The sequence below is a fragment of the Salinimonas profundi genome (assembly GCF_014750655.1).
Taxonomy (GTDB): domain Bacteria; phylum Pseudomonadota; class Gammaproteobacteria; order Enterobacterales; family Alteromonadaceae; genus Alteromonas; species Alteromonas profundi_A.
In genome coordinates this window covers 13157-38528 of record NZ_JABBXD010000005.1, presented here as the reverse complement: position 1 = coordinate 38528, position 25372 = coordinate 13157, and the positions used below count along the sequence as shown (strand labels likewise).

Sequence of the window (25372 nt, the reverse complement as noted above, 5' to 3'; positions counted from 1 at the left end):
TTGGACATGCGTAGTACTGTCGAAAACAAAAACATCGTGGTCGCTGGCTTTGGAAAAAGCGGGCAGGCGAGTGCGCAGTTTTTGAACGACAAAGGTCTCAACTTCTCTGTCTGGGACACCCGGCAGGATATCGCTATACCGGACTGGGTGAACGGACCTTTCTATGCCGGCGAATTACCGGATAACTTCTGGCAGAATATCGACATCGCCATTGTATCACCGGGCCTTGCGTTATCTCATCCGGAACTGCAGCGCGCAGTTGCGCATGACGTTGAACTGATTGGCGAGATTGAGCTGTTCGCGCGTTACAACAATGCCTCCGTTATCGGTATCACCGGTTCAAATGGCAAAACAACCGTCACACTGCTGGTTACGCATATTTTGAAAGCAGCCGGTATGGATGCTGTTGCAGCAGGCAATGTAGGGACGCCCGCGCTAAGTACACTCAACGATGCGCCGGATTGGGTCGTCCTTGAGCTGTCCAGTTTTCAGCTTGAAACCACACATTCGCTGCAACTTGAAGCTGCTACCATTCTTAACATCAGCGATGACCACCTGGATCGCCATAAAACGCTTACCGCGTATAGTGATGCCAAACAGCGTATATACAATCATGCCAGCCACGCACTGTGTTGGCGTGAGCAGCAGGTTACCTATCCGCTGCCTCTGGCGGTAGAGGTTACTGAATTTGGTGCGTCCCGGTCTGACGATGATTTTGGTCTGAACGACAACTGGATAACCTGGCAGGGTGAAAAGTTACTTGATGTCACCAGAGTTAAGCTGACCGGCACGCATAACATTCTGAATATCCAGGCGGCGGTAGGGCTGGCGATGCTGGCTGGCGTGCCGGCAGCAGCGGCCGCCGAGGCCGTTTATTCTTTTGAGCCAGTACCGCACCGCTGCGTGCAGGTTGCCAGCTACAATGATGTCAGCTGGATCGATGACTCAAAGGCAACCAATGTGGGGGCGACCCTTGCTGCAATTACGGGAATTGGCGCACAGTGTGCCGGTAAGCTGATTCTTATTGCAGGCGGGGATGCCAAAGGGGCTGACCTTTCAATAATGCGTGATGCGTTGCATGCCCACGTAGATATTCTGATCACACTAGGCAAAGATGGACCAGCAATTGCCGCATTGTATCCTGAGGCGATTCAGGTTGAGACAATGCACCGCGCCGTCGAAAAAGCGTACGATCTGGCCTGCGCCGGTGATACCGTTTTATTGTCTCCGGCCTGCGCCAGCTTGGATATGTTTGACAATTATGAGCATCGGGCGGCGGTGTTCAAACATGCCATCAGCGAGGTACATGCATGATCGCCAGCATGAATGCAAAGCTGAGTGAACTGTTCAGCGCCCGCCACGGCGTACCCGCGCAGTCAGCGTCTACCAACCTTTATGATAAACCACTGATTCTGGTGACGCTGGCTCTGATGTCAATCGGCCTGATCGTGGTGACCTCCGCCTCAATGCCCGTGGCTGAAAGAGAGTACGGTAATCCATTCTTTTTCTCGATTCGCCATGGCATTTATCTGGTGTTGTCGTTAATTGCCGCGGGCGTCGTCCTGCAGATCCCTATGCGATTCTGGCGCATCTTCAATCCCTACTTATTGTTATTCGCCATGGGTTTATTACTGGCAGTTTTGCTGGTGGGAAAAAGTATTAACGGCAGTACACGATGGATTGTTATCGGCCCCATGACCCTGCAACCTGCAGAGCCGGCGAAACTATTTTTCTTCGCCTATCTGGCTGGCTATCTGGTTCGCCGGTATGAAGAAGTCACTGAAAACCTTAAGGGCTTTTTCAAACCCCTGGTTGTGCTGTTTTTTGTTGCCATCATGCTGTTGATGCAGCCGGACTTCGGCACGGTGGTTGTTATGCTGACAACCACTATGGGCCTGTTGTTTCTGGCAGGAGCCAGATTGTGGCAGTTTTTCGGCGTGGTATTTGTTGGCCTGGCAGCAGTGGTTGGCCTGATTGTCATGGAAGAATATCGTTTACGACGGGTCACTTCCTTTCTTGACCCGTGGGCAGATCCGTTCGGTAGTGGGTACCAACTTACACAATCACTGATGGCTTACGGACGCGGCAGCTGGTTTGGACAGGGGCTAGGTAACAGTTATCAGAAGCTGGAGTTTCTGACCCAGGCGCACTCTGATTTTGTTATGGCGATTCTGGCCGAAGAGCTGGGGTTTGCAGGCGTCTTGCTTATTCTGGGGTTGATTCTTTTTCTGGTGCTACGCGCCTTGCGAATCGGCAATCGCGCCTTACAGGCCGGACGGCCCTTTGAGGGCTACCTGGCCTATGGTATCGGTATATGGTTGAGTTTTCAGACTGCAGTAAACGTGGGAGCGAGCGTTGGCGTCGTGCCTACTAAAGGACTGACCCTGCCGCTGGTCAGTTATGGCGGAACCAGCCTGATTGTCATGATGGTTGCCATTGCGCTACTGATCAGAATCGATTTTGAAATCAGACTGGATGGGCAGCTTCCACCGAAAAAGAAAAAAACGGTTAAGCGATTGGAAAATAAGTCCCAGTCTCAGGGGGACGCCCGCGAACAATCTCAAAGCAAAGCGCAGGTGAAAACCATGCTTGAGGATGTACAGCAGGAGGCTGGACATGACTAAGCGTTGCCTGATTATGGCAGGAGGCACTGGCGGCCATGTTTTCCCTGCACTTGCTGTAGCACATGCGCTAACGGCGAAAGGCTGGCAGGTCGAATGGCTGGGCACGGCTGAACGGATGGAAGCCAAGGTTGTGCCTGAGCAGGGCTTTCCTATCCACTTTTTGCCTGTTAAAGGTCTGCGCGGCAAAGGGTTTTCAGCACGTTTGCAAGGGGTAAGCGGGCTAATCAGGAGTCTGGGACAGGCGAAAGCGTTAATGACAGCACTGCAGCCCGATTTAGTCATCGGTTTTGGCGGGTATGCCAGCGGACCGGGTGGCGTGGCTGCCCGTCTGTCAAAAATCCCCTTGGTTATTCATGAGCAAAATGCCGCGATTGGTATGACCAACAAATTATTAGGCAGAGTTGCCAATCGAATTTTGCTCGGCTTTAAAGAGGCCGCTGCGCAGTTTGGTGCGGCTTCTTCAAAATGCGTGGTAGTGGGCAATCCCATTCGTGATGAAATACGCCGGCTGCCTGAAAAAGCGAGTGTTCACTCACCACTAAGAGTCCTAATTGTAGGGGGAAGCTTAGGTTCGGTGCCGTTAAATACGATGGTGCCCGCTGCATTGACGTCTCATGCTCAGGTGGAAGTCTGGCATCAATGTGGAAAGGGCAATCAGGAGAGGCTGAACGGTGCTTACGAAAATGCACAGTGTCAGTGGAAGGTGACCGAGTTTATTGATGATATGGCGGGTGCTTACAAGTGGGCAGATGTGATAATCTGCCGCGCGGGTGCACTCACGGTTGCTGAAGTAGCGGCAGCCGGCTTGTCTGCCGTATTTGTTCCGCTACCTCACGCTGTCGATGATCATCAGACAAAAAATGCCGCGGCGCTGGTCAACGCCGGTGCTGCTACGCTAATTCAACAAAACGAATTAACACAACAATTACCCGACGTTATTGCCCGATGGATAGCTCATCCCGAGGAATGCCTGGCGCAAGGCAGTAAAGCGCGTCAGCTGGCAATCGTCGACGCAACAGAACAAGCAGTAAACCAGTGTCTGCAGCTGGTAGGAGATACGGCCTGATGGTATTGGAAACGCCGTTTCAAAGTCCGCAGATGCGGAAAGTAAACAAGATATTTTTTATCGGAATTGGTGGTGCTGGAATGGGCGGCATCGCAGAAGTACTGGCTAATGAAGGTTATCTTATTGCCGGATCGGATATTCAACCAGGTGCAATGACCGAGCGTCTGAGCGAGCTGGGTGCGCAGGTCTATATCGGTCATGCGCAGGAAAACGTGGTTGGTGCAGATGTGGTGGTGGTATCCAGTGCCATTAACGAGCAAAATCCGGAAGTTCAGTACGCGCGCAAGCACCGAATCCCGATTATTCGTCGGGCGGAAATGCTGGCCGAATTAATGCGCTTTCGTCATGGTGTTGCTATAGCCGGTACGCACGGCAAGACCACGACAACCAGTCTTATTGCCACGATCTTTGCTGAAGCGGAACTGGACCCGACATTTGTGATTGGTGGTCTGCTCAACAGTGCAGGCACCAATGCCCGGTTAGGAAAAAGTCGGTATCTGATTGCCGAAGCAGATGAAAGCGATGCCTCTTTTTTGCATTTGCAGCCTATGGTGTCGGTAGTGACCAATATCGAGCCAGACCACATGGATACGTATGAGGGTGACTTCAACAGAATGAAGGACACTTATATCGATTTTCTGCATAACCTGCCTTTCTATGGTCAGGCGATTATGTGTGGCGATGATGAAAATATTCAGTCGATGCGCGACCGAATTGGTCGCAGCATTATTACCTACGGTTTCGATGAGAGTAATGATGTGCGGGCAGAAGATGTGATCCTAGGCTTTAACCAGGCGCGCTTTACCGCTATACGTAAAGGAGCGCCGGCGCTGGACGTCACCCTGAATCTCAGTGGGCGCCACAATGTACTTAACGCATTGGCAGCAATAGCCGTGGCCACCGATGAGGGCGTAGATGATGCAGCGATCGCCAGAGCCCTGGCAGAATTTGGGGGTATTGGTCGTCGCTTTGAAATGCTTGGTCAGTTCGACACGTCGACCGGTCTGCTGACACTGGTTGATGATTACGGTCACCACCCTACGGAAGTGGCCGCTACCATTGCCGCTGCCAGAGCTAACTGGCCTGAAAATCGGCTGGTTATGATTTATCAGCCGCACCGGTTTTCCAGAACCCGCGATTTGTACGAAGACTTTGTCGAAGTGCTCTCACAGGTTGACGTACTGCTGATGCTTGATGTCTACGCAGCGAGCGAGCAACCCATCGACGGTGCGGATAGTAAATCACTGTGCCGCTCAATGCGCGTTCGGGGTCAGCTTGAGCCCATCTATGTTGGTGATAAGGAAAACTTGCCCGGTATTCTGGCCAATATTTTACAGGATAATGACGTGGTAATGACGCAGGGCGCGGGAAATATTGGCCAAATAGCACGATTTCTTGCTGCCAACGACCTTGAGCCAAAAAATTTTTTGGATGAGAAAAAGTAATGAACGATCGGTATCAGACAACTGATTTTGGCCGCGTCGCTGTGTTGCTGGGAGGCAATTCAGCCGAGCGGGAGGTGTCCCTACGGTCCGGGCAAGCCGTTTTAGCTAGTCTGCAAAGGCAGTCGATAGAGGCCTTTGCCTTTGATCCTGCAAAGTCACAACTAACTGATTTAATAAAAGAAAAAGTGGATCGCGTGCTGATAATGCTCCATGGTCGCGGCGGCGAGGACGGCACTGTTCAGGGGGCGCTGGAATGGCTTGAGATCCCCTATACCGGCAGTGGTGTTTTGGGCTCTGCGTTGGCCATGGACAAGATTCGCAGTAAGCAAATTTGGGAAAGCCGTGGGTTGCCTACGGCAAAATACCAAATTGCTGATAAAACAAGCTTTGAAGCTGGATCATGCAGCGCTATAATGCAAAAATTGGGGAATAAGGTCATGGTAAAGCCAGCTCGGGAAGGTTCGAGCATCGGAATGGCTAAAGTGACCAGCGCTAAACAACTCGAAACTGCCATTCAGGACGCCTTTAACTATGATAATCAGGTCCTGTTGGAACAGTTCATAGACGGACCAGAATACACCGTATCGCTGGTACAGGGCCGCGCCCTGCCGTCCATTCGAATGTCTACCCCCCATACGTTTTATGATTATGCGGCAAAGTATCACGACAATACGACAGAGTATTTTTGTCCAAGTGGCTTAACTGACAGCCAGGAGGCAGAACTGGCCAGGCTTTCTACAGAAGCGTTTTATGCGTTATCTGGGAAGGGCTGGGGAAGAGTCGATGTGATGCAGCAAAATGATGGTTCTTTCTGCTTGCTGGAATCAAATACAGTACCCGGCATGACAGAAAAAAGCCTGGTGCCAAAAGCTGCCAAAGTAGCAGGTATGGATTTTGACCGTCTGACCCGCGCCATACTGGAAACCAGTATGCCGGATGAAATGACGGATTTTGGATAACGCATGCAGTTATTGAGTCGGGAACAGGTACGGTTTTACAGTGGTGTACTTTTTCTGCTGGCAGTTGTTGGCAGCCTGATCTATGGCTCGATGGTGGTAAGGGACTGGCTCAAAGATGAGCAGCGCATGCCTGTGCAGGTAATTGATTTTTCCGGCCAGTATGAGCACATCAATATCGCCCGGCTGGAACGTAAAATTCGACGCTCGCAACCAGGTAGTTTTTTTGAGCTGGATGTGAATGAAGTTTTCGAACTGATTGAATCACAGCCGTGGGTGTATCGGGCATCGGTGAGAAAACAGTGGCCGAACCGATTAAAAATTTATCTGGTCGAGCAGCAGCCAGTGGCCCGTTGGAACGATGATATGCTGCTTAATCCTTACGGGGATACCTTTGAAAGTGAAGGAATAACACTGTCGTTACCGCAATTATTCGGGCCTGGTGGTAGCGAGAAAACAGCGCTGGAAGGATATAACGCCATGAAGTCATTACTGGCAACCTCGTCGATGAGTATCGCCGAGCTTTCCTTAAGCGAACGTTTTGCCTGGCAGTTGCAGCTGACCAGTGGCATTAAGCTCAATTTGGGGCGTAAAGAATTTATTGATCGGTTACAGCGATTTATTGATGTTTTTCCGCTGCTTAGTAAGCAGGACAAGCCGGTCAAATATGTGGATTTGCGCTACGACACCGGATTAGCGGTAGGGTGGCAGTCAGATGAAAACGATAACGAACAAAGTTAGTAAGAGAGTATAAGTAACCATGTCAAAAACGGCTGAACGCAACTTGATCGTCGGACTGGATATTGGAACCAGTCAGGTGAAGGCGGTAGTGGGCGAAGCGCTCAACGACGGCCAGATCAGCATTGTTGGCGTGGGAACCCATGCATCAAAGGGCATGGACAAAGGTGGTGTTAACGACCTGAATCTGGTGGTGAAGTCGGTTCAAAGCGCGGTCAGTGAGATGGAGCTAATGGCTGACTGCCGGGTTTCATCGGTATTAATGTCGATTTCTGGTCGCCATGTTAAATGCCAGAACGAAAACGGCATGGTGCCAATTAACAATCAGGAAGTGACCCAGGAAGACGTCGACAACGTTATACATGCAGCCCGCTCAGTGCCTATTGCTGCGGAACGCAGGTTGCTTCATGTTTTACCCCAGGAATACACCATTGATGTGCAGGAAGGGATCAAAAATCCTATCGGAATGTCAGGTGTGCGAATGGAAGCCGACGCGCACATTATTACCTGCGCTGATGATATGGCAAAGAACCTGACTAAATGTGTAGAGCGCTGTGATTTACAGGCTGATCAGTTAATATTTTCAGCCCTGGCATCGAGTTACGCCGTACTAACTGATGACGAAAAAGAATTAGGCGTGTGTGTTGTTGATATTGGTGGCGGAACCATGGATATCGTCATCTACACCGATGGTGCTATCCGTCATACAGCGGTGATTCCCGTAGCGGGAAATCAGATAACCAGCGATATTGCGAAAATCTTTCGCACGCCCATAAGCAACGCTGAAGAAATAAAAGTGAATTACGCATGCGCACTGAAAGATATGGTGAGCATGGAAGACAATATTGAGGTACCAAGCGTAGGAGGGCGTCCGGCAAGGGCAATGTCCAGACATACGCTGGCAGAAGTGATCGAGCCACGGTATCAGGAACTATTTGAATTAGTGCACGATGAAATTCGTGCCAGTGGCCTGGAAGAACAAATTGCAGCAGGGCTTGTCCTGACTGGCGGAACCGCCAAGATGGAAGGGGCAGTTGAATTCGCTGAAGAGTTATTCCAAATGCCTGTGCGTGTGGGCAAACCCATCGAAGTAAGAGGGTTGTCCGAATATACTGACGATGCTGGTTTTGCTACCGTTGTAGGCCTACTACAATATGGCAAGCTGCAGTCAGAAAATAAGAAAATCAGTAAGCCAAAACCGGTGGAAACATTTTTACACCGGGTGCAAAGCTGGTTCAAAGGTGAATTTTAGTTTTTAAATTTTTGGGGGCGCTAAGGTTACGACATGAGGTCGACAAGGATGCAATTGGCCTGCTGTAAGTGAAGTAACTTAGTGTTAGAAGACGTACAACCGGAGAGTAAGTATGTTTGAATTAATGGATAGTCATGGCGAAGAAGCCGTAATTAAAGTTATCGGTGTCGGTGGCGGCGGCGGTAATGCTGTAGAACACATGGTTGCACAAAGCATCGAAGGCGTTGAGTTTATCGCGGTTAATACCGACGCTCAGGTCTTAAGAAGCTCTAGTGCTGATGTCACATTGCAAATCGGTTCAAGTGTGACCAAAGGTCTGGGTGCAGGAGCCGATCCGAACGTTGGGCGCGATGCCGCTCAGGAAGATCGCGAGACCATCCGACAGTCTCTTGATGGCGCCGATATGGTGTTCATAACCGCAGGTATGGGCGGTGGTACAGGGACCGGTGCAGCACCAGAAGTTGCGAAAATCGCCCGTGAAATGGGGATCCTGACGGTTGCGGTAGTGACTAAACCTTTCCCGTTTGAAGGTAAAAAACGCACATCATTTGCAGAGCAGGGAATTGTTGAACTTGCTAACAATGTTGACTCTCTAATCACTATCCCTAATGAAAAACTGCTTAAGGTCATGGGACCGGGTACGCCGTTACTGCAGGCATTCAGTGCTGCTAACGATGTACTTCGCGGCGCGGTTCAGGGTATTGCTGAACTTATTACACGTCCGGGTCTTATCAACGTTGACTTTGCTGACGTACGTACAGTGATGTCAGAAATGGGCAAAGCGATGATGGGCAGTGGCGCAGCGACTGGGCCAGATCGCGCGGAAGAAGCGGCAGAAGCGGCCATCGCGAGTCCGTTACTTGAAGATATCGACTTGTCAGGCGCACGAGGAATCCTGGTAAATATTACTGCTGGCCCTGATTTTGCAATTGATGAGTTTGAGACGGTAGGTAACGCTGTAAAAGCCTTTGCTTCAGAAAATGCCACAGTCGTTGTCGGTACAGTTATCGATATGGAAATGACAGAAGAACTCAGAGTTACTGTCGTGGCCACGGGCATCGGCGCAGAGAAAAAACCAGATATTTCTCTGGTTAGTTCAGAAGGGTCTCGTCTGCAGTCATCTGCCAGAGAGTTTGGTGGTAGTAATGAAAGCCATGGACGCGCCAGTGTTGGTGGGACTGATGGTAATCAGGCGCTGAAAGCAGACGATGAGGCACAGCCAAATAACGACCTGGAATATCTGGACATTCCGGCGTTCCTGCGAAAACAGGCTGACTAATTCAGTCTGTACTGAATGAAATGCGGTGTGACGTTAGCTGGTACGACGTCACGTAGTCTCTGTCAAACTGGCACAGTTTTGACAGGGCGTGGTTTTATCTGTATGATACGCGACCGCTTTTTGAATAGGTAAAAGCAAACGATGATTAGACAACGTACAATCAAAAATCCGGTTCAGGAAACTGGAATCGGTTTGCATAAAGGGGAAAAGGTCACCATGACTCTCCGGCCTGCGCCTGCGAACACGGGAATCGTGTTTCGGCGTATCGACCTGGACCCGTTTGTGGATATTCCTGCGCGCGCTAACGCTGTAGGTGACACCGTGTTGTGTACGTGTGTTAATAATGAAGATGGCGTAAGCATTCATACTGTTGAGCATCTGGCATCAGCCCTGGCGGGTCTTGGCATCGACAATATTATTGTTGAGGTTAACAGCCATGAGTTGCCGATTATGGATGGCAGTGCAAGCCCGTTTATCTTCCTGCTCCAGTCAGCAGGCATTGAAGAGCTGAACGCACCTAAGCGTTTTATACGTATCAAAAAGCCGGTTCGCGTTGAAGATGGTGATAAGTGGGCAGAACTTGTCCCCCACGATGGTTTCCGTGTTGATTTCAAAATTGACTTTGATCATCCGGTTATCAGTCAGACGCGCCAGCACATGGTAATGGATTTTGACAGCTGCTCGTATGTAAATGAAGTCAGTCGTGCACGTACTTTCGGCTTTATGCGCGATGTCGAGTACATGAATGCGAATAACCTTGCCTTAGGCGCAAGTATGGAAAATGCGGTTGCATTGGACGAGTTTCGTGTTCTGAATCCGGAAGGGCTTCGCTACGATGATGAATTTTTGAAACATAAAATTCTGGACGCCGTTGGCGATTTATACTTGGGTGGTCACAGCATTATCGGTGAGCTTCGCGCGTTTAAAACGGGTCACGGTTTGAATAATAAGTTGCTTAACAAAGTTCTTGAGACGCAGGATGCGTGGGAATTTGTTACTTATGAAAACCCGGAAGAAATGCCAATTCGTTATGCAGAGCCGGTACTGGCGTAATTAACACGATCATATAAAAGCCGCCTTAATGGCGGCTTTTTTGTGTCTGTGAATGTTTAGGTGTTTTACTGCTTAGATACTGCAGAGATAAGTGCAACCCAATCATTATTTGATGGCGCTTTCGGTAGCGTGATTTGCTTACCCGAAAGTACTTCCCGATGAGGTTTTAAAGCACCACCATTAACAGGGTCAAACCAGAATAAGGTATAGCTATTTGCATCCTCAACAGTGAGTGTCGTCGTTTCCCCCGCAGGCAAATACATAACATAGTGTTTTCCGAGCTCCGCATAGGCATACACATTCGGATTACTGACCTGCTTGTTTATCGGTGTCATTGCCCAGTACCGCGTATACGTATTAAAGAAGTTAAGGGCAATACTTGTCTGTGACCACAGGTTGTGGCGTGAGCGCAAGTCCTCGGCTGTAAGGTCATTATGTGCCTGATGGGCACCAAAATACCATTCAACGCCAGCGCCGCCTGCCATGATGCTTCCCCATAGCGCATGTCGACGGAGCGAATCATGTGTTGGGTCAACGTCATCAGTTTTCGCACCCTCCATCCATTCACCTATCTCATCCATGGTGATGGCCCAGGGCTTCCCAAAAGATTCAGATTTTTTTATCCACTTTTGCATCTCGGCATTTACCTGCTCACGGTGGTTAACCTGGAATGACAGGCCGTCTAAAGCCTTAAGGCCCAATAACGGTGTAAGAATCTTATCCTTTAAGTCAGGCGTGGAGTGCGTGTGTATAATCACCGGGTGCTCATACGGGTCATGGTGCTTGAAGTAATTCGCCATCGCGATGCGCTGACTGTCGGTTTGTGCGTCGGGTGAGAATTCAGCCGGCCCATTCTCTTCGCCAAGATTCCAAATGAGACCGGGAAGATGCCCGAAGCGCGCGATGAGTTCATCAAAATACAAGCGCCGCATCGGGCCGGTGTCGCCTCCGTCCAACATCCTTTCGTTTTCTGTTTCCTGTATGACAATATGAACTGCGATGCCCAGTGATTGCATGTGCTCAAACAGAATGTTCCATTGTGCAAGCTTACTGACATCGAAGCGATTAAACGACGTCGGTGAGGTATAAGGCCACACATCCTTGCCATCACCCTCAATATTGAGCGTCAGCATGTAGGCGCTGTTCATACCCATTTGCGCAAGGTAGTTCATCATACCGATGATATTTTTTCCCTTACCGTCTTGCCAGGTAGGATCGCCGGGTTTCCAGTCCTGACGATGGGGGGAGAAGTGATGGATTTGCGTGCCGCTTTGGGCCTCGCCGTCCCGGTCTTGTCCGGTGATACGATAAGTCTGATCGAAGTCTTTAAACCCGAGCAGGTTCTCTGGGCTATTCGTTCCTCCTTTTAACCAATAGCTATCATTACCTGCCGTCTTGTAATAGCGCCCCTGTGTATAGAGTTGGCCAAGAGCAAAAAAGCCAGATGATGCGTTACTGCCTGGCTTTACCTCAAAACGTCCTGAGGAATTTTTCAGTGAGATGGTTTTACCTGCACTCGGGTCGTTATTTAACGCGATATCATTGCCGGTATACATTGTTGCTTCGTACTGCCAGACGCCCGGCTGCGGTGGGGAAAACCTCACCCGCCATACATTACCTTCACGGGCGCCCGAATTAGCGGCGTTGCCATCCGCGGCGTAAAAGCCACGCACCACTTTCTGTGTCCTGCCGTTGGAAAATGTCACCCAAAGGCGGTAATCGGTAAACGGGTTTATATTGGCCGTTTCAGATGTGTCCGGTCCTTTAAAATTAATCGAAACAGACTGCCACTGTAAATATGAAGGCGTAGCGCTATCAGCGGTTTGGCAACCAGACAGAAAAAACGAACAAGATAATGCGAACACAGCAACGAACGCGTAACAGAAGACAGATTTACAACACATGTAGCACCCGGAAGTTCATGTAAGCGATTACATGTAATTTACATGTGACTACGTTGTAAAGCAAAGACATGGACAGACTGGCAGCGTAATGCAAATGGTTTCAGTGCGATATTTAAAGCGCTTATAACTATACGGAGGCCTCTTGTACAGCAATCGAATTTGTTCATTAGCCTCAACAGCGGTAAACTACGCACAGATACAATTTTTTTATGTTGTGGAATGAAACTAACAATAAATCTCATCGGCAAACAGAAGCGTTATCGTTATGCTATCAGTGTACGTACACTGGTGAGTATGACGGTATTGTCTTCGTTGCTGATGCTGATTTCCAGTCGTTCGACGCATCTTGTTAGTGAAGATATTGCTCGCCTGGCGTTAGCCGAGCAGTGGAACGAAAAAGACCGCGTAGCCTTGCAGGCTCTTGAAGCAAAGACCGGCGCGCAGCTTGTCGTGGTGGTTTCACAACTTGCCAAATTAAACAGTCAGTTGTCACAGCTCGATTTACGGGCAGGGCAATTAGCTGAGCAATTAGGAATGAATGCAAAAGACCTTGAGGCTTTTGCTGATAACGTCGTATCACAGCCGGTGGAAACTGAAATCCCCTTTAAACAAGCATTTACCGCGGCCAGACAGTCAATTGATTCAAGATCGCGGCAAATAGCGATGCTTGAAAGTCTGGTTAAAGGGCACCATATCCATCAGCAAAGCCAGTTATCCGGGCGTCCGGTAGAGTCTGGCTGGTTGTCTTCTTATTACGGTATGCGTAAAGACCCATTTTCTGGCACTCCCGCTATGCACAAAGGCTTAGATTTCGCCGGTGCCTCCGGGGATGCTGTTGTAACCACTGCCGCTGGAATTGTAACTTGGGCAGGGAAACGCTACGGCTACGGCAATTTAGTTGAAATTGAGCATAAAGATGGGTTTATTACCCGTTATGGTCATAATCAGTCTATTGATGTTGCCGTTGGCGATGTTGTTACCAAAGGGCAAACTATCGCCCGAATGGGCAATACCGGTCGTTCGACCGGTGCACACGTACACTACGAAGTAATAAGAAACGGCCAGCCTGTTGATCCTCTGCCTTTCACCCGTCAATAAAGCGGCCGTGAGCAATTACGGCGCTAATAATAAGTAAACTGATAAGTTAGGGTGGCGAGCCTTACTGAACTCAAGTAAGGTGTCATTTTTCTAAAACATCGAGATCGCGCGTCAATAGCGTCCTCATAAGTAGTGGAATTTGCAACGTAATGTTTTCAAGCGTCCTGAGAAAAGTGTTCGGTAGCCGAAATGACCGACTAATAAAAAAATTAAAAAAATCTGTCGATGCCATTAACGGCCTGGAAAAGGAATTTGAAGCGCTTTCTGATGAAGAACTGAAAGCCAAGACACAGGAATTCCAGCAACGTATTGCAGACGGAGCCTCACTGGACGATCTACTTGTAGAAGCTTTTGCCACGGTGCGTGAGGCCAGTAAGCGTGTGTATGGTATGCGACACTTCGATGTGCAGATGTTGGGTGGACAGGTACTGCACCACGGTAAAATCGCTGAAATGCGTACCGGTGAGGGTAAGACGCTCACCGCAACACTGCCAACTTATCTTAATGCCTTGTCCGGTAAAGGGGTCCATGTCGTCACCGTAAACGATTATCTGGCAAAGCGTGATGCTGACTGGAGCCGGGAGTTATTTGAATACCTGGGAATGACCGTTGGCTGTAATATCCCCGGTATGCCTCAGGATGCCAAGCGTGCTGCTTATCAGGCGGATGTCACTTATGGTACCAATAACGAATTTGGTTTTGATTACCTGCGCGACAATATGGCATTCAGCCCACAGGAACGCGTTCAAAGAGAGCTTAACTTTGCGGTTGTGGATGAAGTTGACTCTATTTTAATCGATGAAGCCCGTACACCACTGATTATTTCGGGTGCTGCAGAAGATAGCTCTGAATTATATCGCAGCATCAATCAGGTAATTCCTAAACTTATCCAGCAGGAAAAGGAAGATGAGGAAGGTGAAGTTGGTGATGGTGACTACACCATTGATGAAAAAGCCAAGCAAATTCATTTGACAGAAAATGGCCAGTTGCATGTTGAAGAGATCCTGCACGAAGCCGGCATTTTGCCCGAAGGCGAGTCATTGTTTGCGGCCGGAAACATTTCTCTTTTACACCACATCAATGCAGCCCTTCGCGCACATAAGCTCTTTCAAAAAGACGTTGATTATATTGTAAAGGATAACCAGATTGTCATCGTTGACGAACATACTGGTCGTACAATGGAAGGGCGCCGCTGGTCTGAAGGTCTGCATCAGGCTGTAGAGGCAAAAGAAGGCGTTAATATTCAAAACGAAAACCAGACGCTCGCATCAATTACCTTTCAGAACTATTTCCGTTTGTTTAACAAGCTGTCAGGTATGACAGGTACAGCTGATACCGAAGCCTTTGAGTTTAATCACATATACAGCCTTGAAACGGTCGTTATTCCTACCAATAAGCCAATGGTTCGTAAGGATATGGCGGATCTTATCTATATGACGGCTGAGGAAAAGTACGAAGCTATCGTTAAAGATATTCAGGGATGTGTGGAACGTGGTCAGCCGGTACTGGTCGGTACCATTTCAATTGAAAACTCTGAGCTACTGTCTAACGTCCTTAAAAAGGCTGGTATTAAACACAAAGTACTTAATGCCAAATTCCACGCCCAGGAAGCTGATATCATTGCTGAAGCCGGTCGTCCTGGTGCAGTGACTATTGCCACAAACATGGCCGGTCGTGGTACCGATATCGTGTTGGGTGGCAACTGGCAGTCGGAAGTTGAAAAGCTGGATAACCCGACTGATGCGCAAATTGAGAAAATAAAAGCTGAATGGAAAGAGCGCCACGATGCGGTGCTGGAGTCAGGCGGTTTGCACATTATTGGTACCGAACGTCATGAATCACGTCGTATCGATAATCAGCTTCGCGGTCGTTCAGGTCGTCAGGGTGATGCAGGTTCAAGTCGTTTTTACCTGTCTCTGGACGATGCACTGATGCGTATTTTCGCTTCTGAAAAAATGGCCGGCATGATGAAAAGGCTGGGCATGGAGCACGGTGAAGCCATCGAGCATCCCTGGGTATCACGCGCTATTGAAAACGCCCAGCGTAAAGTAGAGGGACGTAACTTCGACGTACGTAAGCAGTTGCTTGAGTACGATGATGTCGCCAATGATCAGCGTAAAGTGATTTACGAGCAACGCAACGAATTGCTTGATGAAGGTAACATCAGCGAAACCATTGAAGTGATTCGCAAAGATGTGCTGGATGGGGTTATCTCAGAGTATATTCCGCCACAGTCGTTGGAAGAAATGTGGGATATCCCGGCGCTGCAAGAGCGTCTAAAAGCTGACTTCGCGGTTGATTTGCCTATACAGGAATGGCTGGACAGCGACGATAAGCTTTTTGAGGAGAAGCTTCGTGAGCGTATTCTTGAGGAAGTTGAAGGCGCTTATAAAGAAAAAGAAAACATTGTTGGCGCAGATGTTTTACGTCAGTTTGAAAAAGCGGTGATGCTGCAAAATCTGGACAGTCACTGGAAAGAGCATTTAGCGGCGATGGATCATCTGCGTCAGGGCATTCACTTGCGTGGTTATGCACAGAAAAATCCGAAGCAAGAGTACAAGCGTGAATCATTTGAGCTGTTTTCAGAAATGCTGGAAGCATTGAAGCTTGAGGTCATCACTGTACTTAGCCGTGTACAGGTTAAAGCGGAATCTGATGTGGAAAAAGTGGAAGAGCAACGTCGTCAGGCGGATGATGTGCCCAAGAATTTTGAACATGAAAAAGTTGATAAAGCGCCTGAGCAGGAGACCGGACGCGTCAATACTGATGTCCGTGAAGGGCCTAAAGTAGGTCGAAACGATCCTTGCCCCTGTGGATCCGGAAAAAAATACAAGCAGTGTCACGGTAAGCTGAAGTAATGAAACAGGTGGATGTAGCCGTGGGAGTGGTAAAGCGTGGCACGCAGACATATGTCACGCTTCGCTCACAAGACAAGCACCAGGGTGGCAAATGGGAGTTTCCCGGCGGCAAGAAAGAGGCGGGGGAGACGACGTTTGATGCGTTGAAGCGTGAACTTGCCGAAGAAATCGGCATCACGGTGAAAAGCAGCGAGCCACTGATTTTGATTGAGCATGACTACGGCGATAAGCGTGTTTCGCTAGATGTTCATCTGGTCGAGTCTTTTGAGGGTGAACCCTACGGACGCGAAGAACAGCAGGGAAAGTGGCTGGCTATTAATGCCCTGGAGCCTGAGGATTTTCCCGCCGCAAACGCCACCATTATCGACGCGTTACACAATCAGTAAATCCTGACAAAAACAAGATGCCTGAAAAAAGCCCCGAGCACAGTGATGTGTTCGGGGCTTTTTAATGTGCGGTTTTATCACTTCACAGATTGCGCTTTTCTTATGCTATAGCGTCACTTGTGAGGCGGTAGCGAACGCTACATGCGTTTTGGCATAAGCCGCTTCGTTAATAAAATGCGGGTAAGTGACAGCTTCCTGATCCCAGGTGATTTCGGTGCCGTCAAAGCATTTGAATACCGGTGCGCCGGGTAACAGAGGCTGGAAGTCATTGTCCTGCAAGCTATGGTGGATCATAGCTGTGCGCGCTCCTGTTTCATCAAGCGGGAAGCTGATATTTTCACCGAGTCTGAATACGTCACAGGGTGCAAGTTCAGGCAACGTCTGTGCATTGTAGGCGATGCAAAAATCCAGAATGGTTTCAGTTAGTGTCTGGGTGAGCTGAAAGATATCTTCGCGTAAGACACCTTGAGGCTGCCCGCCTACTTCAACCATCACACCCTGTTTGCCCACTGTGCATAAATAGGGGTGCTCTGCATACGCTTTATCATCTTCAAGGAGAATATTGGCTTCAGGCATGTGGTGCTTCACATACCTGGCAAGCTGAATATTAAAATCATCGCGTTGAAGAATGATTAATGTCGCACCCATTGCACTGGTTGTATTGTGAATATCAATTACAAAATCGGTTTTGGGGTCATTTTTAGGCCCCATTGTCTGATTGAGATGCCTGGCTAAGCGGGCTTCAGCGTCGCTACTTTGTTGATCTAATCGTTGCTCAGTGAACTGACGGTTAAGATCATCATCCACATATCTGACATTGGCCTCAATAGCCTGCTGATTAACCAACATCATCTGTGGTGCTAACGCGCTGAAACGTTCGGGCAGATTATGATTTTGCCAATGGCGGACAAGCTGAATCCCACTGGTTTCATTACCATGTGTCCCGCCGAGAATAACGATGGAATTAAGCATCCTGTGTTCGCCTTAATGTTTGAAAAAACTATCCTGCTGCTGACTCAGCATCGCTTCTATATCCTCAATCTCTTCCTGAGAGGGAGTTTGCTCTGTTTGTTTGTTCTGAGCAGGGATACTTCGTTCTTCGCTTGCCCACTCACCCAAATCGATAAGTTGACATTTTTTTGAACAAAACGGTCGAAATGGACTGCTCTGCGACCATTCAATTTCTTTTGTACAAATCGGGCACTTTACACGCATGCGGATACCTCCGGCATATAAATAATTTTGAGGGTAGAGCTGAGAATTAACAGGCGGCCAGCGAGAACGAGACATCCTCATCCACAGAGGCAGATTTGCCTGGTTCAGCATCGAACACCATAAATCGTAGCGCGAAGCGATACTTGTTGCCACTCAGAGTAGGGTAGAAACCCTCATCAACGGAACAGCGCACGCGGATCAGCTCATTTTTATCTTCAGCAACGCCCTGGTAAAAGCCGTTTGAGGCAGTCAACGACCTGAAGGTACCGCGCTCACGAAGAAAAGATAAACAGATGGAGATAGTTTCTTCGACACTGATCAGTGTCATCATCCACTGTTTCATTTCATCCTGGCGATACGGCTGACTCTGGTTCAGCCAGTAATGCAGGTTGGGTAAGTCGAAACTGCATGCACCACCAGGAATGGCAAAGCGCTGCCTGATAGAGGCCAGAAACTTATCTTCTTTAAGTTCAGTGCCAAATTTCTTGCCTAACTTAAGCTTCTCACGCATGGCAACAATGGTGTCCAGTGTTTGCTTAAGGGCGCTGGCATCAATATTAGGATGCTCAGACCAGTGGCGAAGATTTTTTTCGTGGGCATCCAGATCTTTTATAATATCCGTGCGAATATCAATACGCTCAAACAGATCGAGCAACGTAAACAGTTGGTCGAAAAAGTAAAGCTGTAGCTGCGCAGAAGGGACTGACGCGCCGCTTTTTAGTTGCGCAATGAGTTGTTCAATGCGCAGGTAATTTCGCACCTTTTCTTTGAGTGGAAATTCGAAAACGGTGTCAGACATGTACTTCCTCGTGAATGCTTAATCAGAGCACTTAAACGCAAAAATACAAAAATTTCAAGTAAAAGGGCTTAATGGCCTTGTGCAATGGTCAGATAACGCGCATGGAGAGTGTTTACCTGCTCTTTCAGGCTGGCGAGCGTGCCGCTGTTGTCGATAATATCATCAGCCGCAGCCAGTCGTGTTTCGCGGCTTGCCTGAGCCTGCATAATCCGCTTGATGGTAGCTTCATTGCTTTGTTTATCTCTGGCGCACGCCCGACTGATTTGCAATGACTCAGGGCAGTCTACCACCAGAACACGATCGGTCATTGTGGTCAGATTGTTTTCAATTAACAATGGCACAGATAAAATACAATAAGGGTAGTCAACCGCCTCTGTATCACGGCGCATTTGTTGACGTATAGCAGGGTGGAGCAGGTTGTTCAGCCAGGTTTTCTCGGCCGGATCGGTAAATACTTTTTCTCTTAGGGCGGCCCGGTCCAATGTGCCGTCAGCCGTAATTACCTGGTTGCCGAAGTGCTCAGTAATTTTTTGGAATGCGCTTGTCCCGGGTTCGACCACGTGTCTGGCGACAACATCAGCATCAATAACAGGCACGCCTAACTCTGCGAACGCATCAGTAGCGGCGCTTTTGCCACTGCCGATACCGCCTGTCAGACCGACAACGAAGGGTGTTGATTTTTTGCTCAAGGCGTTATCCATTGTAGATAAGCATCAATAATAGGCTGTTTGTACAGCAAAGTCAGGAATCCGGCAACTGCGAGGTAAGGGCCAAACGGGATGGCCAGGTCTCCGCTCTGCTTACGGGAAAATTGTATAATCAGGCCGATGATCGCGCCAACTAGCGAAGACAGAATGATGATAACCGGTAAACCTTGCCAGCCTGTGAAAGCGCCAAGCGCTGCAAGCAGTTTAAAGTCACCATACCCCATACCTTCCTTACCGGTAATCAGTTTAAACAGCCAGTATACAGACCAAAGACTCAGATAGCCGGCTGCCGCCCCAATAATCGCTGTGGCAGGGTCGACGAATACGGTGTCCAGGCTTAGCAATAAACCAAACCATAACAGCGGAAGGGTTAGCTGGTCCGGTAAAAGCATATGATCCAGGTCTATCATCACGAGCGGGACCAGGAACCAAACGACAATGACCGCAGCGACAGCCTGCATGCCAGGGCCAAAGTGCCAAGCTGCCAGAGCACTGAACAATGCTGTGGCGATCTCTACACAGGGATAGCGCGCTGAAATGGCGGTGCCACAGCCGGCGCATTTACCTTTTAAAAGCAGGTAACTGAGAACCGGAATATTTTCCCATGGACGGATCCGATGCCCGCAAGATGGACAGGTACTGTCTGGCTTCATCAGGTTATAGGTTTCAGCGGGCGTTATCTCTTCCTCACTGACATACGCTTCATATTCTGCTTTGAAGCCGCGTTCCATCATGATGGGAAGACGATGAATAACGACATTTAAAAAACTGCCAATCATTAAACTTGTCACAAAGACAACGAAGAGAAAAAAGAAAGGACTTTGTGCGCTAAGTTCAACAACTGTGTTCATAGAAGTGACTTCAAAAATGAAAAGTTTGCCAGCGCAGCTGCTCAGGAGCAACCGCAAAAGCGAAAAAGGAACGTTAAACCACGTTCCCCATTTGGAAGATAGGCAGATACATTGCCACAATCAGGCCGCCGATTACGACACCAAGTACCGCCATAATCATAGGCTCAATAAGACTGGTCAGGCCGTCCACCATATCATCAACCTCAGCCTCGTAAATGCTGGCTACTTTGCTAAGCATATCATCTACCGCACCAGACTCTTCACCGATGGCCACCATCTGCGTCACCATATCCGGAAAGACGCCGGTTGTGCGCATGGCGGTATTCATTTGTAAGCCGCCGGCCACCTCTTTTTTAATAAACAGGATGGCATCGCGATAAACAGCATTGCCTGACGCACCAGCCGCTGAATCCAGTGCGCCGATAAGCGGAACGCCAGCACTGAAGGTGGTTGATAACGTTCGGGTAAAACGGGCTACAGCAGCTTTTTGTAAGATTTCCCCGATGACAGGAATTTTTAAAACAGTAGCATCAACTCTGTCCCGTAAAGCTTTAGAATTTCGGTGTGCGCGAATAAACATAAAGCCAGCACCGACCATGCCCATGCCGATGAATATGCCAAAGTCCTGCACAAATCGGGATATGCCTAAGACAAACTGGGTAAACGCAGGCAGTTCAGCGCCAAAGCTACTGAAAATTTCTTCAAACTGGGGAACCACGAAGACCAATAGAATAGTTGTCACGATAAACGCGACGACCAATACCGCGATAGGATAGAACATCGCTTTTTTCACTTTGGATTTTAGCGCTTCTGCTTTTTCTTTATACGTGGCAATACGATCATAGATGGTTTCAAGTGAACCGGATTGTTCACCGGTTTCTACCAGGTCACAATACAGATCATCAAAATACAATGGGTGTTTGCGTAGAGAGTTAGAAAGGGGAGTACCTGCTCGAACTTCATCCGCGATAGAAGAAAGCAGTTTTCTCATTGCTGGTTTGCTATATCCATGCGCAATCATTTCTAGTGACTGAAGTAAGGTCACGCCAGCGCCTAGCATTGTAGAAATTTGTCTGGATACTACAGAAATATCTGCTGCGTTGATTTTTTTACCTTTGCTGCCGAATAAAGGTTTTGGCTGCTTTTTGACTTTCTGAGCGGAAATACCTTGTCGTCTTAGAACATTTTTGGCTTCAATTATGCTCGTCGCTGATACTTCTCCTTTGCGGCTAGCTCCCTGTCGGTCTCTACCTTGGTAATCAAAAATCATTGCAGCTTTAGACATGATTTCACCTCTCAGAAAAAAACCCAGCTACGCTGGGTTTTTAAGTTAAATTCTTTTTACGTGAGCGATTAGCAAAGACCAGCTGTTTTACATGTGCCAGAAACAGTCCACTGTACGGGGGCAGTTACACCATTAGGCGTCATTACATAAGTAGCGCCGTCTACGTCAGTAGTTCCTGTAGCAGTAATTACACCATCTGCAATGGTTACTGATGCTACCATGCCATTTGCAACTGTAATCTCTGCGGGTAGGCCATTTGTTCCGGCATCAGCGTCTAATAAAGCTGTAATATCGCCACTTTGAACAGCTACTTCATACGAAGTTTTAAATGGAGTTGTCGCCATCATGACCTCAGAAAAACGTGCTTTTTTCGTATATGTCTGATAAGCAGGCAGTGCTACTGCAGCCAGGATACCGATGATAGCAACAACGATCATCAGTTCGATTAGTGTGAAGCCTTTTTGGTTTGAAGGTTTGAATTGTTTCATGATAGTTCTCCGGGTTCGCGTATAATGCGTTTATCTAAATTAGTTCATTCAAAGTTTACGTTTTATACCTGGTTTGTTTTTTATTTAACGCCCCCGGTACTTGATGCTCAGTATAGGGTGGAAGACCCCAGTGACAAGTATTGGAAACTATACATATGTTTAGGAATTAGCCGATTGGCCTGAGAGGGGGAACGCCTGCAAGCAAAATGCTGGCAGACTTTAAAACATCATATTTTACAATGCCTTAATTGTTGTTCATCGAGACCCGCAGTGACAGATCTATAGCCTGAACATGCTTGGTTAAAGCACCTGAAGATATAAAGTCAACCCCCAATGTGGCCAGTGACGACAGCCTTTCATCAGTGATATTTCCAGAGACTTCAAGTTTACTTTTTCCGTTTGTCATGGAAACTGCGCGTTGGATCTGTTCGTTGGTAAAATTGTCCAGCATGATGATATCGGCCCCGGCTTTAAGGGCCTCGGAAAGCTCATCCAAACTTTCTACTTCTACTTCTACTGGTTTGTCAGCATGTCTTGCTCTTGCGGTACTGACTGCCCGGGCAATGGAGCCGCACGCAAAAATATGGTTTTCTTTAATCAGGTATGCATCGAATAACCCAATTCGGTGGTTCTCACCCCCGCCGCACTTGACTGCATATTTTTGTGCCAGGCGAAGGCCCGGCAGGGTTTTACGGGTATCCAGAATTTTAGTGCCCGAGCCTTCCAGCAACGAGGCGTAGCGACGGGTAACCGTTGCTGTACCGGATAAGGTTTGCAGAAAATTAAGTGCGGTGCGCTCTGCGGTCAATATGCTGCGGGCGCTGCCGGTCAGGGTGACAAGCTTCTCATTTGCCTGCACGTTATCACCATCTGCAACATGCCATTGTAAACGTACCTGGCTGTCAATCTGTGCAAAGGTTTCGTTAACCCATTGAACTCCACATACCACCGCGGGCTCCCGCGTGATGATCGTAGCGCTGGCCTTTGTTGCCTCATCAATAAGGTTCGCCGTTATATCATTGTCAGCATTAATCTCACCGCCTAAATCCTCGAGCAGCGCGGTGTGAATCTGTTGATAAATATCGTTTGGTGTGGGGTAGGTCATAAGTGCAGAATCCGATACCTTTAATTTAAGGTCCGCAATATTAACCAATCCTGACGCTGAGTAAACTCTAACTGCCGTAAAACACTCATTCCCAGTAAGATCTGCCCATCCCCCAGTCCAGGGTTGAGGTGGGCCTGCACATTGGTCAGTACTATCTCACCAATGGTCAGGCTATCGATAGTGGTCTGGGCAACCCTCACTACCCCGTTAGCGGTTTGGGCCAGACCACTTCTGCCAGCGGTCAGACCAAGTTCATTTTGCATCGAAACGGGAATAGCCACATTGGTTGCGCCGGTATCTATTAAAAAGGTTACAGGCTGGCCGTTAATAGTGCCATTAGTCACATAATGCCCCTGGCGATTTTGCTTCAGGCGAACTTCGGTCTGGCCGTCAATCCGCATGGATTCCGGTTCCTGGTTGGGGTTGTGCTGCGACTCAAGCACATCGCTGAATATCAGTGTTAGTAAGCCCAGTCCGCATATCCATGCCAGAATAAACATCCATTTTCCTGCCGAACTCTCATTACTCATACTACTTCTCTTATCGTTTAATACCCGAATCCATACTTGCTGACATTGACTTGCTAAAGGTGATGGGTAAGGTAAGTGTACACATTCAGACTTGTATATGGGTTAGCTGGTGAAAACATACCCCGGTGCGACGCAAAAGCACTCTCCCTTCTACGATGAGCGTCCGTCAGATGCTGAAATCTCGCTGTTAGTAATACACAATATATCTTTGCCTCCCGGTCAGTTTAACACACCTGGAATCGAACAATTATTCACCGGCACACTCAACCCGGACGATGATAACTTTTACAAGGAAATTGCTGGCTTGAAGGTGTCAGCGCATTGCGTTATTTATCGTGACGGTAGTATCGACCAGTTTGTGCCCTTTACCCAACGGGCGTGGCATGCAGGTGTATCCGTATTCCAGGGAACACCACGGTGTAATGATTATGCTATCGGCATTGAAATGGAAGGCACTGATACGCAGCCTTACACTGACGCGCAATACCACGCACTCATACAATTAAGCACCTCTGTCTGCACTGCGTTTCCGGCGATTACGGCGGGGCGGATCGTGGGGCATAACGATATCGCGTTTGGTAGAAAGACCGACCCGGGCCCCTTTTTCGACTGGGCACGCTATCGCAGCGGACTTTTTCTGAATGCCGGCGTGGCAGGTAGGTAGCGTGATCTAGCACAAGTGATACCTTGGTCAAACGTAATTTGATGATAAATTCAGCGTGTCCGGCTATTAATGATGCAAGTCAGACCAGTCGTGAAATTATGAAATTATATTATTTTTCATGAGGTTGTCGTAGCCTTGATTAAATTTCACTTTATCGACATTTGCATTAGTTACATGCTTGGATTTACACTGCCAAACAGTTTATAGGTAAATTGGTATGACCAATCAAGCCGTGTTGCGCAAATTTTTTACAATAGCCACGGTTTGAGCGAAAAGGGACATTCATGCAAACGGGGCGAAAAAAGCTGTCCGATGTCATTACGGAACAACTGGAATCCATGATTCTGGATGGTTCGTTGCTGGCTGGCGAAAAGCTTCCGCCCGAGCGTGAGCTTGCGATCAAATTCGATGTTTCCCGGCCGTCGTTGCGCGAAGCAATCGGTAATTTGCAGGCCCGGGGGCTGGTTGAACGCAAGCAGGGAGGCGGCACATTTGTCAGCAAAAGCCTGAATGCAGTGATGCGCGACCCGTTGATGGCGCTGATTAGCCGTCGGCCCGAAACGCAGTTTGATTTGCTTGAGTTTCGTCATGCCCTGGAAGGTATGGCTGCGTACTATGCCGCGCTTCGTGGTCAGCCGGAAGATTATCAGGCACTGCATGCGGCGCTTGAGGCGTTGCCAAAGCCTGACAGAAAAGACAACCAACGTGCACTGGCTGAATCGCTGGGGCAATTTTACATCATTATGGCAAGAGCATCGCACAATATGGTGCTGTTACACGTGATGAGTACCATGCAAACCATGTTGACCGAGAATATTGAACGCAACCTGGAAATGCTGGCGCAACATGTTGATGTAAGTAAAGAGTTATCCCGGCAGCGGGCAGATATCGTTGATGCGATTGCGCAGCGCGATCCGGAAACAGCCAGGCAGGCATGCAATGCACACCTGGCCTTTATTGAAAAAACCCTACTGACGATTAATCAGCGTGACAGCCGTGTGCAGCGCGCGTTAAGACGTCTGGAAATATAGAGGCGTAAAGCCCGAAAGAATTGTGCAGGTCTGCTGGT

24 protein-coding genes are annotated in these 25372 nt (G+C 48.6%); 14 read left to right on the top strand and 10 right to left on the bottom strand.

Annotation, left to right across the window (positions count from 1 at the left end; translation table 11 throughout):
• Positions 1-6 precede the first annotated feature (6 nt).
• The 9 genes from murD (at position 7) to lpxC (ending at position 10413) form a co-directional block, all read left to right on the top strand.
• Positions 7-1314 (top strand): UDP-N-acetylmuramoyl-L-alanine--D-glutamate ligase, encoded by a 1308-nt coding sequence (murD, locus tag HHX48_RS10210; RefSeq protein ID WP_191024789.1) that lies wholly within the window; start codon positions 7-9, stop codon positions 1312-1314.
• Positions 1311-2624: a cell division protein FtsW gene (ftsW, locus tag HHX48_RS10205; protein WP_191024787.1), complete on the top strand. Its 1314-nt coding sequence runs from the start codon at positions 1311-1313 to the stop codon at positions 2622-2624. The genes murD and ftsW overlap by 4 nt, the downstream gene beginning before the upstream one ends.
• Entirely contained in the window at positions 2617-3690 is a 1074-nt protein-coding gene (gene murG / locus HHX48_RS10200; protein ID WP_191024785.1) for an undecaprenyldiphospho-muramoylpentapeptide beta-N-acetylglucosaminyltransferase, read from the top strand. The genes ftsW and murG overlap by 8 nt, the downstream gene beginning before the upstream one ends.
• Positions 3690-5135 (top strand): UDP-N-acetylmuramate--L-alanine ligase, encoded by a 1446-nt coding sequence (murC, locus tag HHX48_RS10195; protein WP_191024783.1) that lies wholly within the window; start codon positions 3690-3692, stop codon positions 5133-5135. The genes murG and murC overlap by 1 nt, the downstream gene beginning before the upstream one ends.
• Positions 5135-6094, top strand: coding sequence for a D-alanine--D-alanine ligase (locus HHX48_RS10190; protein ID WP_191024781.1), 960 nt, complete (start codon positions 5135-5137; stop codon positions 6092-6094). The genes murC and HHX48_RS10190 overlap by 1 nt, the downstream gene beginning before the upstream one ends.
• 3 nt (positions 6095-6097) lie before the next feature.
• Positions 6098-6832, top strand: a complete 735-nt coding sequence (locus HHX48_RS10185; RefSeq protein WP_191024779.1) for a cell division protein FtsQ/DivIB — start codon at positions 6098-6100, stop codon at positions 6830-6832.
• Positions 6833-6851: 19 nt separating this feature from the next.
• A complete protein-coding gene (gene ftsA, locus HHX48_RS10180; protein WP_191024777.1) occupies positions 6852-8081 on the top strand; it encodes a cell division protein FtsA in 1230 nt (409 codons plus the stop codon).
• Between the two features lie 112 nt (positions 8082-8193).
• The gene (ftsZ, locus tag HHX48_RS10175) at positions 8194-9360 is read left to right on the top strand and encodes a cell division protein FtsZ (RefSeq protein WP_191024775.1); all 1167 of its coding nucleotides are present in this window, start codon (positions 8194-8196) and stop codon (positions 9358-9360) included.
• A 141-nt stretch (positions 9361-9501) separates the two neighbouring features.
• The gene (gene lpxC, locus HHX48_RS10170; protein ID WP_139755522.1) at positions 9502-10413 is read left to right on the top strand and encodes a UDP-3-O-acyl-N-acetylglucosamine deacetylase; all 912 of its coding nucleotides are present in this window, start codon (positions 9502-9504) and stop codon (positions 10411-10413) included.
• A 65-nt stretch (positions 10414-10478) separates the two neighbouring features.
• On the opposite strand, the gene HHX48_RS10165 is transcribed toward lpxC, so the two are convergent.
• Positions 10479-12278: a DUF5060 domain-containing protein gene (locus tag HHX48_RS10165; RefSeq protein WP_317983500.1), complete on the bottom strand. Its 1800-nt coding sequence runs from the start codon at positions 12276-12278 to the stop codon at positions 10479-10481.
• 258 nt (positions 12279-12536) lie between these two features.
• On the opposite strand from HHX48_RS10165, the gene HHX48_RS10160 reads away from it, so the two are divergent.
• The 3 genes from HHX48_RS10160 to mutT all read left to right on the top strand — a co-directional run bounded on the left by HHX48_RS10160 (position 12537) and on the right by mutT (position 16659).
• Positions 12537-13415, top strand: coding sequence for a M23 family metallopeptidase (locus tag HHX48_RS10160; RefSeq protein WP_191024772.1), 879 nt, complete (start codon positions 12537-12539; stop codon positions 13413-13415).
• Between the two features lie 149 nt (positions 13416-13564).
• A complete protein-coding gene (secA, locus tag HHX48_RS10155; protein ID WP_191024770.1) occupies positions 13565-16273 on the top strand; it encodes a preprotein translocase subunit SecA in 2709 nt (902 codons plus the stop codon).
• On the top strand, positions 16273-16659 hold the full coding sequence (mutT, locus tag HHX48_RS10150) for an 8-oxo-dGTP diphosphatase MutT (RefSeq protein ID WP_191024768.1): 387 nt from the start codon (positions 16273-16275) through the stop codon (positions 16657-16659). Before secA ends, mutT begins: the two co-directional genes overlap by 1 nt.
• Positions 16660-16764: 105 nt before the next feature.
• Here mutT and HHX48_RS10145 read toward each other — a convergent pair whose 3' ends face one another.
• From HHX48_RS10145 to HHX48_RS10105, 9 genes are all read right to left on the bottom strand, one after another.
• Positions 16765-17631, bottom strand: a complete 867-nt coding sequence (locus tag HHX48_RS10145; RefSeq protein WP_191024766.1) for an aspartoacylase — start codon at positions 17629-17631, stop codon at positions 16765-16767.
• Positions 17632-17643: 12 nt separating this feature from the next.
• A complete protein-coding gene (yacG, locus tag HHX48_RS10140) occupies positions 17644-17874 on the bottom strand; it encodes a DNA gyrase inhibitor YacG (protein ID WP_191024764.1) in 231 nt (76 codons plus the stop codon).
• Positions 17875-17920: 46 nt separating this feature from the next.
• Positions 17921-18673, bottom strand: coding sequence for a cell division protein ZapD (gene zapD / locus HHX48_RS10135; protein ID WP_191024763.1), 753 nt, complete (start codon positions 18671-18673; stop codon positions 17921-17923).
• Between the two features lie 68 nt (positions 18674-18741).
• Positions 18742-19362, bottom strand: a complete 621-nt coding sequence (gene coaE / locus HHX48_RS10130) for a dephospho-CoA kinase (RefSeq protein ID WP_223858272.1) — start codon at positions 19360-19362, stop codon at positions 18742-18744.
• Positions 19359-20231 carry a prepilin peptidase gene (locus HHX48_RS10125; protein ID WP_191024759.1) on the bottom strand — a complete coding sequence of 291 codons (873 nt, stop codon included), beginning with the start codon at positions 20229-20231 and terminating at the stop codon, positions 19359-19361. The genes coaE and HHX48_RS10125 overlap by 4 nt, the downstream gene beginning before the upstream one ends.
• A 73-nt stretch (positions 20232-20304) precedes the next feature.
• The gene (locus tag HHX48_RS10120; RefSeq protein WP_191024757.1) at positions 20305-21516 is read right to left on the bottom strand and encodes a type II secretion system F family protein; all 1212 of its coding nucleotides are present in this window, start codon (positions 21514-21516) and stop codon (positions 20305-20307) included.
• A 68-nt stretch (positions 21517-21584) separates the two neighbouring features.
• On the bottom strand, positions 21585-22004 hold the full coding sequence (locus tag HHX48_RS10115) for a pilin (protein WP_191024755.1): 420 nt from the start codon (positions 22002-22004) through the stop codon (positions 21585-21587).
• A 244-nt stretch (positions 22005-22248) separates the two neighbouring features.
• Positions 22249-23109, bottom strand: coding sequence for a carboxylating nicotinate-nucleotide diphosphorylase (gene nadC, locus HHX48_RS10110; protein WP_191024753.1), 861 nt, complete (start codon positions 23107-23109; stop codon positions 22249-22251).
• 20 nt (positions 23110-23129) lie between these two features.
• On the bottom strand, positions 23130-23639 hold the full coding sequence (locus tag HHX48_RS10105; protein ID WP_191024751.1) for a retropepsin-like aspartic protease family protein: 510 nt from the start codon (positions 23637-23639) through the stop codon (positions 23130-23132).
• A gap of 109 nt (positions 23640-23748) precedes the next feature.
• On the opposite strand from HHX48_RS10105, the gene ampD reads away from it, so the two are divergent.
• Both ampD and HHX48_RS10095 read left to right on the top strand, forming a co-directional pair.
• Positions 23749-24303 (top strand): 1,6-anhydro-N-acetylmuramyl-L-alanine amidase AmpD, encoded by a 555-nt coding sequence (gene ampD, locus HHX48_RS10100; protein ID WP_191024749.1) that lies wholly within the window; start codon positions 23749-23751, stop codon positions 24301-24303.
• Between the two features lie 284 nt (positions 24304-24587).
• Positions 24588-25334, top strand: coding sequence for a GntR family transcriptional regulator (locus HHX48_RS10095; RefSeq protein WP_191024742.1), 747 nt, complete (start codon positions 24588-24590; stop codon positions 25332-25334).
• The last annotated feature ends 38 nt before the right edge of the window (positions 25335-25372 follow it).

Excerpts from the sequence above, each read along its gene's own strand:
- murD (WP_191024789.1), top strand. The coding sequence starts at position 7 with ATGCGTAGTACTGTCGAAAACAAAAACATCGTGGTCGCTGGCTTTGGA.
- ftsW (WP_191024787.1), top strand. The coding sequence starts at position 1,311 with ATGATCGCCAGCATGAATGCAAAGCTGAGTGAACTGTTCAGCGCCCGC.
- murG (WP_191024785.1), top strand. The coding sequence starts at position 2,617 with ATGACTAAGCGTTGCCTGATTATGGCAGGAGGCACTGGCGGCCATGTT.
- murC (WP_191024783.1), top strand. The coding sequence starts at position 3,690 with ATGGTATTGGAAACGCCGTTTCAAAGTCCGCAGATGCGGAAAGTAAAC.
- HHX48_RS10190 (WP_191024781.1), top strand. The coding sequence starts at position 5,135 with ATGAACGATCGGTATCAGACAACTGATTTTGGCCGCGTCGCTGTGTTG.
- HHX48_RS10185 (WP_191024779.1), top strand. The coding sequence starts at position 6,098 with ATGCAGTTATTGAGTCGGGAACAGGTACGGTTTTACAGTGGTGTACTT.
- ftsA (WP_191024777.1), top strand. The coding sequence starts at position 6,852 with ATGTCAAAAACGGCTGAACGCAACTTGATCGTCGGACTGGATATTGGA.
- ftsZ (WP_191024775.1), top strand. The coding sequence starts at position 8,194 with ATGTTTGAATTAATGGATAGTCATGGCGAAGAAGCCGTAATTAAAGTT.
- lpxC (WP_139755522.1), top strand. The coding sequence starts at position 9,502 with ATGATTAGACAACGTACAATCAAAAATCCGGTTCAGGAAACTGGAATC.
- HHX48_RS10160 (WP_191024772.1), top strand. The coding sequence starts at position 12,537 with ATGAAACTAACAATAAATCTCATCGGCAAACAGAAGCGTTATCGTTAT.
- secA (WP_191024770.1), top strand. The coding sequence starts at position 13,565 with ATGTTTTCAAGCGTCCTGAGAAAAGTGTTCGGTAGCCGAAATGACCGA.
- mutT (WP_191024768.1), top strand. The coding sequence starts at position 16,273 with ATGAAACAGGTGGATGTAGCCGTGGGAGTGGTAAAGCGTGGCACGCAG.
- HHX48_RS10145 (WP_191024766.1), bottom strand. The coding sequence starts at position 17,631 with ATGCTTAATTCCATCGTTATTCTCGGCGGGACACATGGTAATGAAACC.
- yacG (WP_191024764.1), bottom strand. The coding sequence starts at position 17,874 with ATGCGTGTAAAGTGCCCGATTTGTACAAAAGAAATTGAATGGTCGCAG.
- zapD (WP_191024763.1), bottom strand. The coding sequence starts at position 18,673 with ATGTCTGACACCGTTTTCGAATTTCCACTCAAAGAAAAGGTGCGAAAT.
- HHX48_RS10125 (WP_191024759.1), bottom strand. The coding sequence starts at position 20,231 with ATGAACACAGTTGTTGAACTTAGCGCACAAAGTCCTTTCTTTTTTCTC.
- HHX48_RS10120 (WP_191024757.1), bottom strand. The coding sequence starts at position 21,516 with ATGTCTAAAGCTGCAATGATTTTTGATTACCAAGGTAGAGACCGACAG.
- HHX48_RS10115 (WP_191024755.1), bottom strand. The coding sequence starts at position 22,004 with ATGAAACAATTCAAACCTTCAAACCAAAAAGGCTTCACACTAATCGAA.
- nadC (WP_191024753.1), bottom strand. The coding sequence starts at position 23,109 with ATGACCTACCCCACACCAAACGATATTTATCAACAGATTCACACCGCG.
- HHX48_RS10105 (WP_191024751.1), bottom strand. The coding sequence starts at position 23,639 with ATGAGTAATGAGAGTTCGGCAGGAAAATGGATGTTTATTCTGGCATGG.
- HHX48_RS10095 (WP_191024742.1), top strand. The coding sequence starts at position 24,588 with ATGCAAACGGGGCGAAAAAAGCTGTCCGATGTCATTACGGAACAACTG.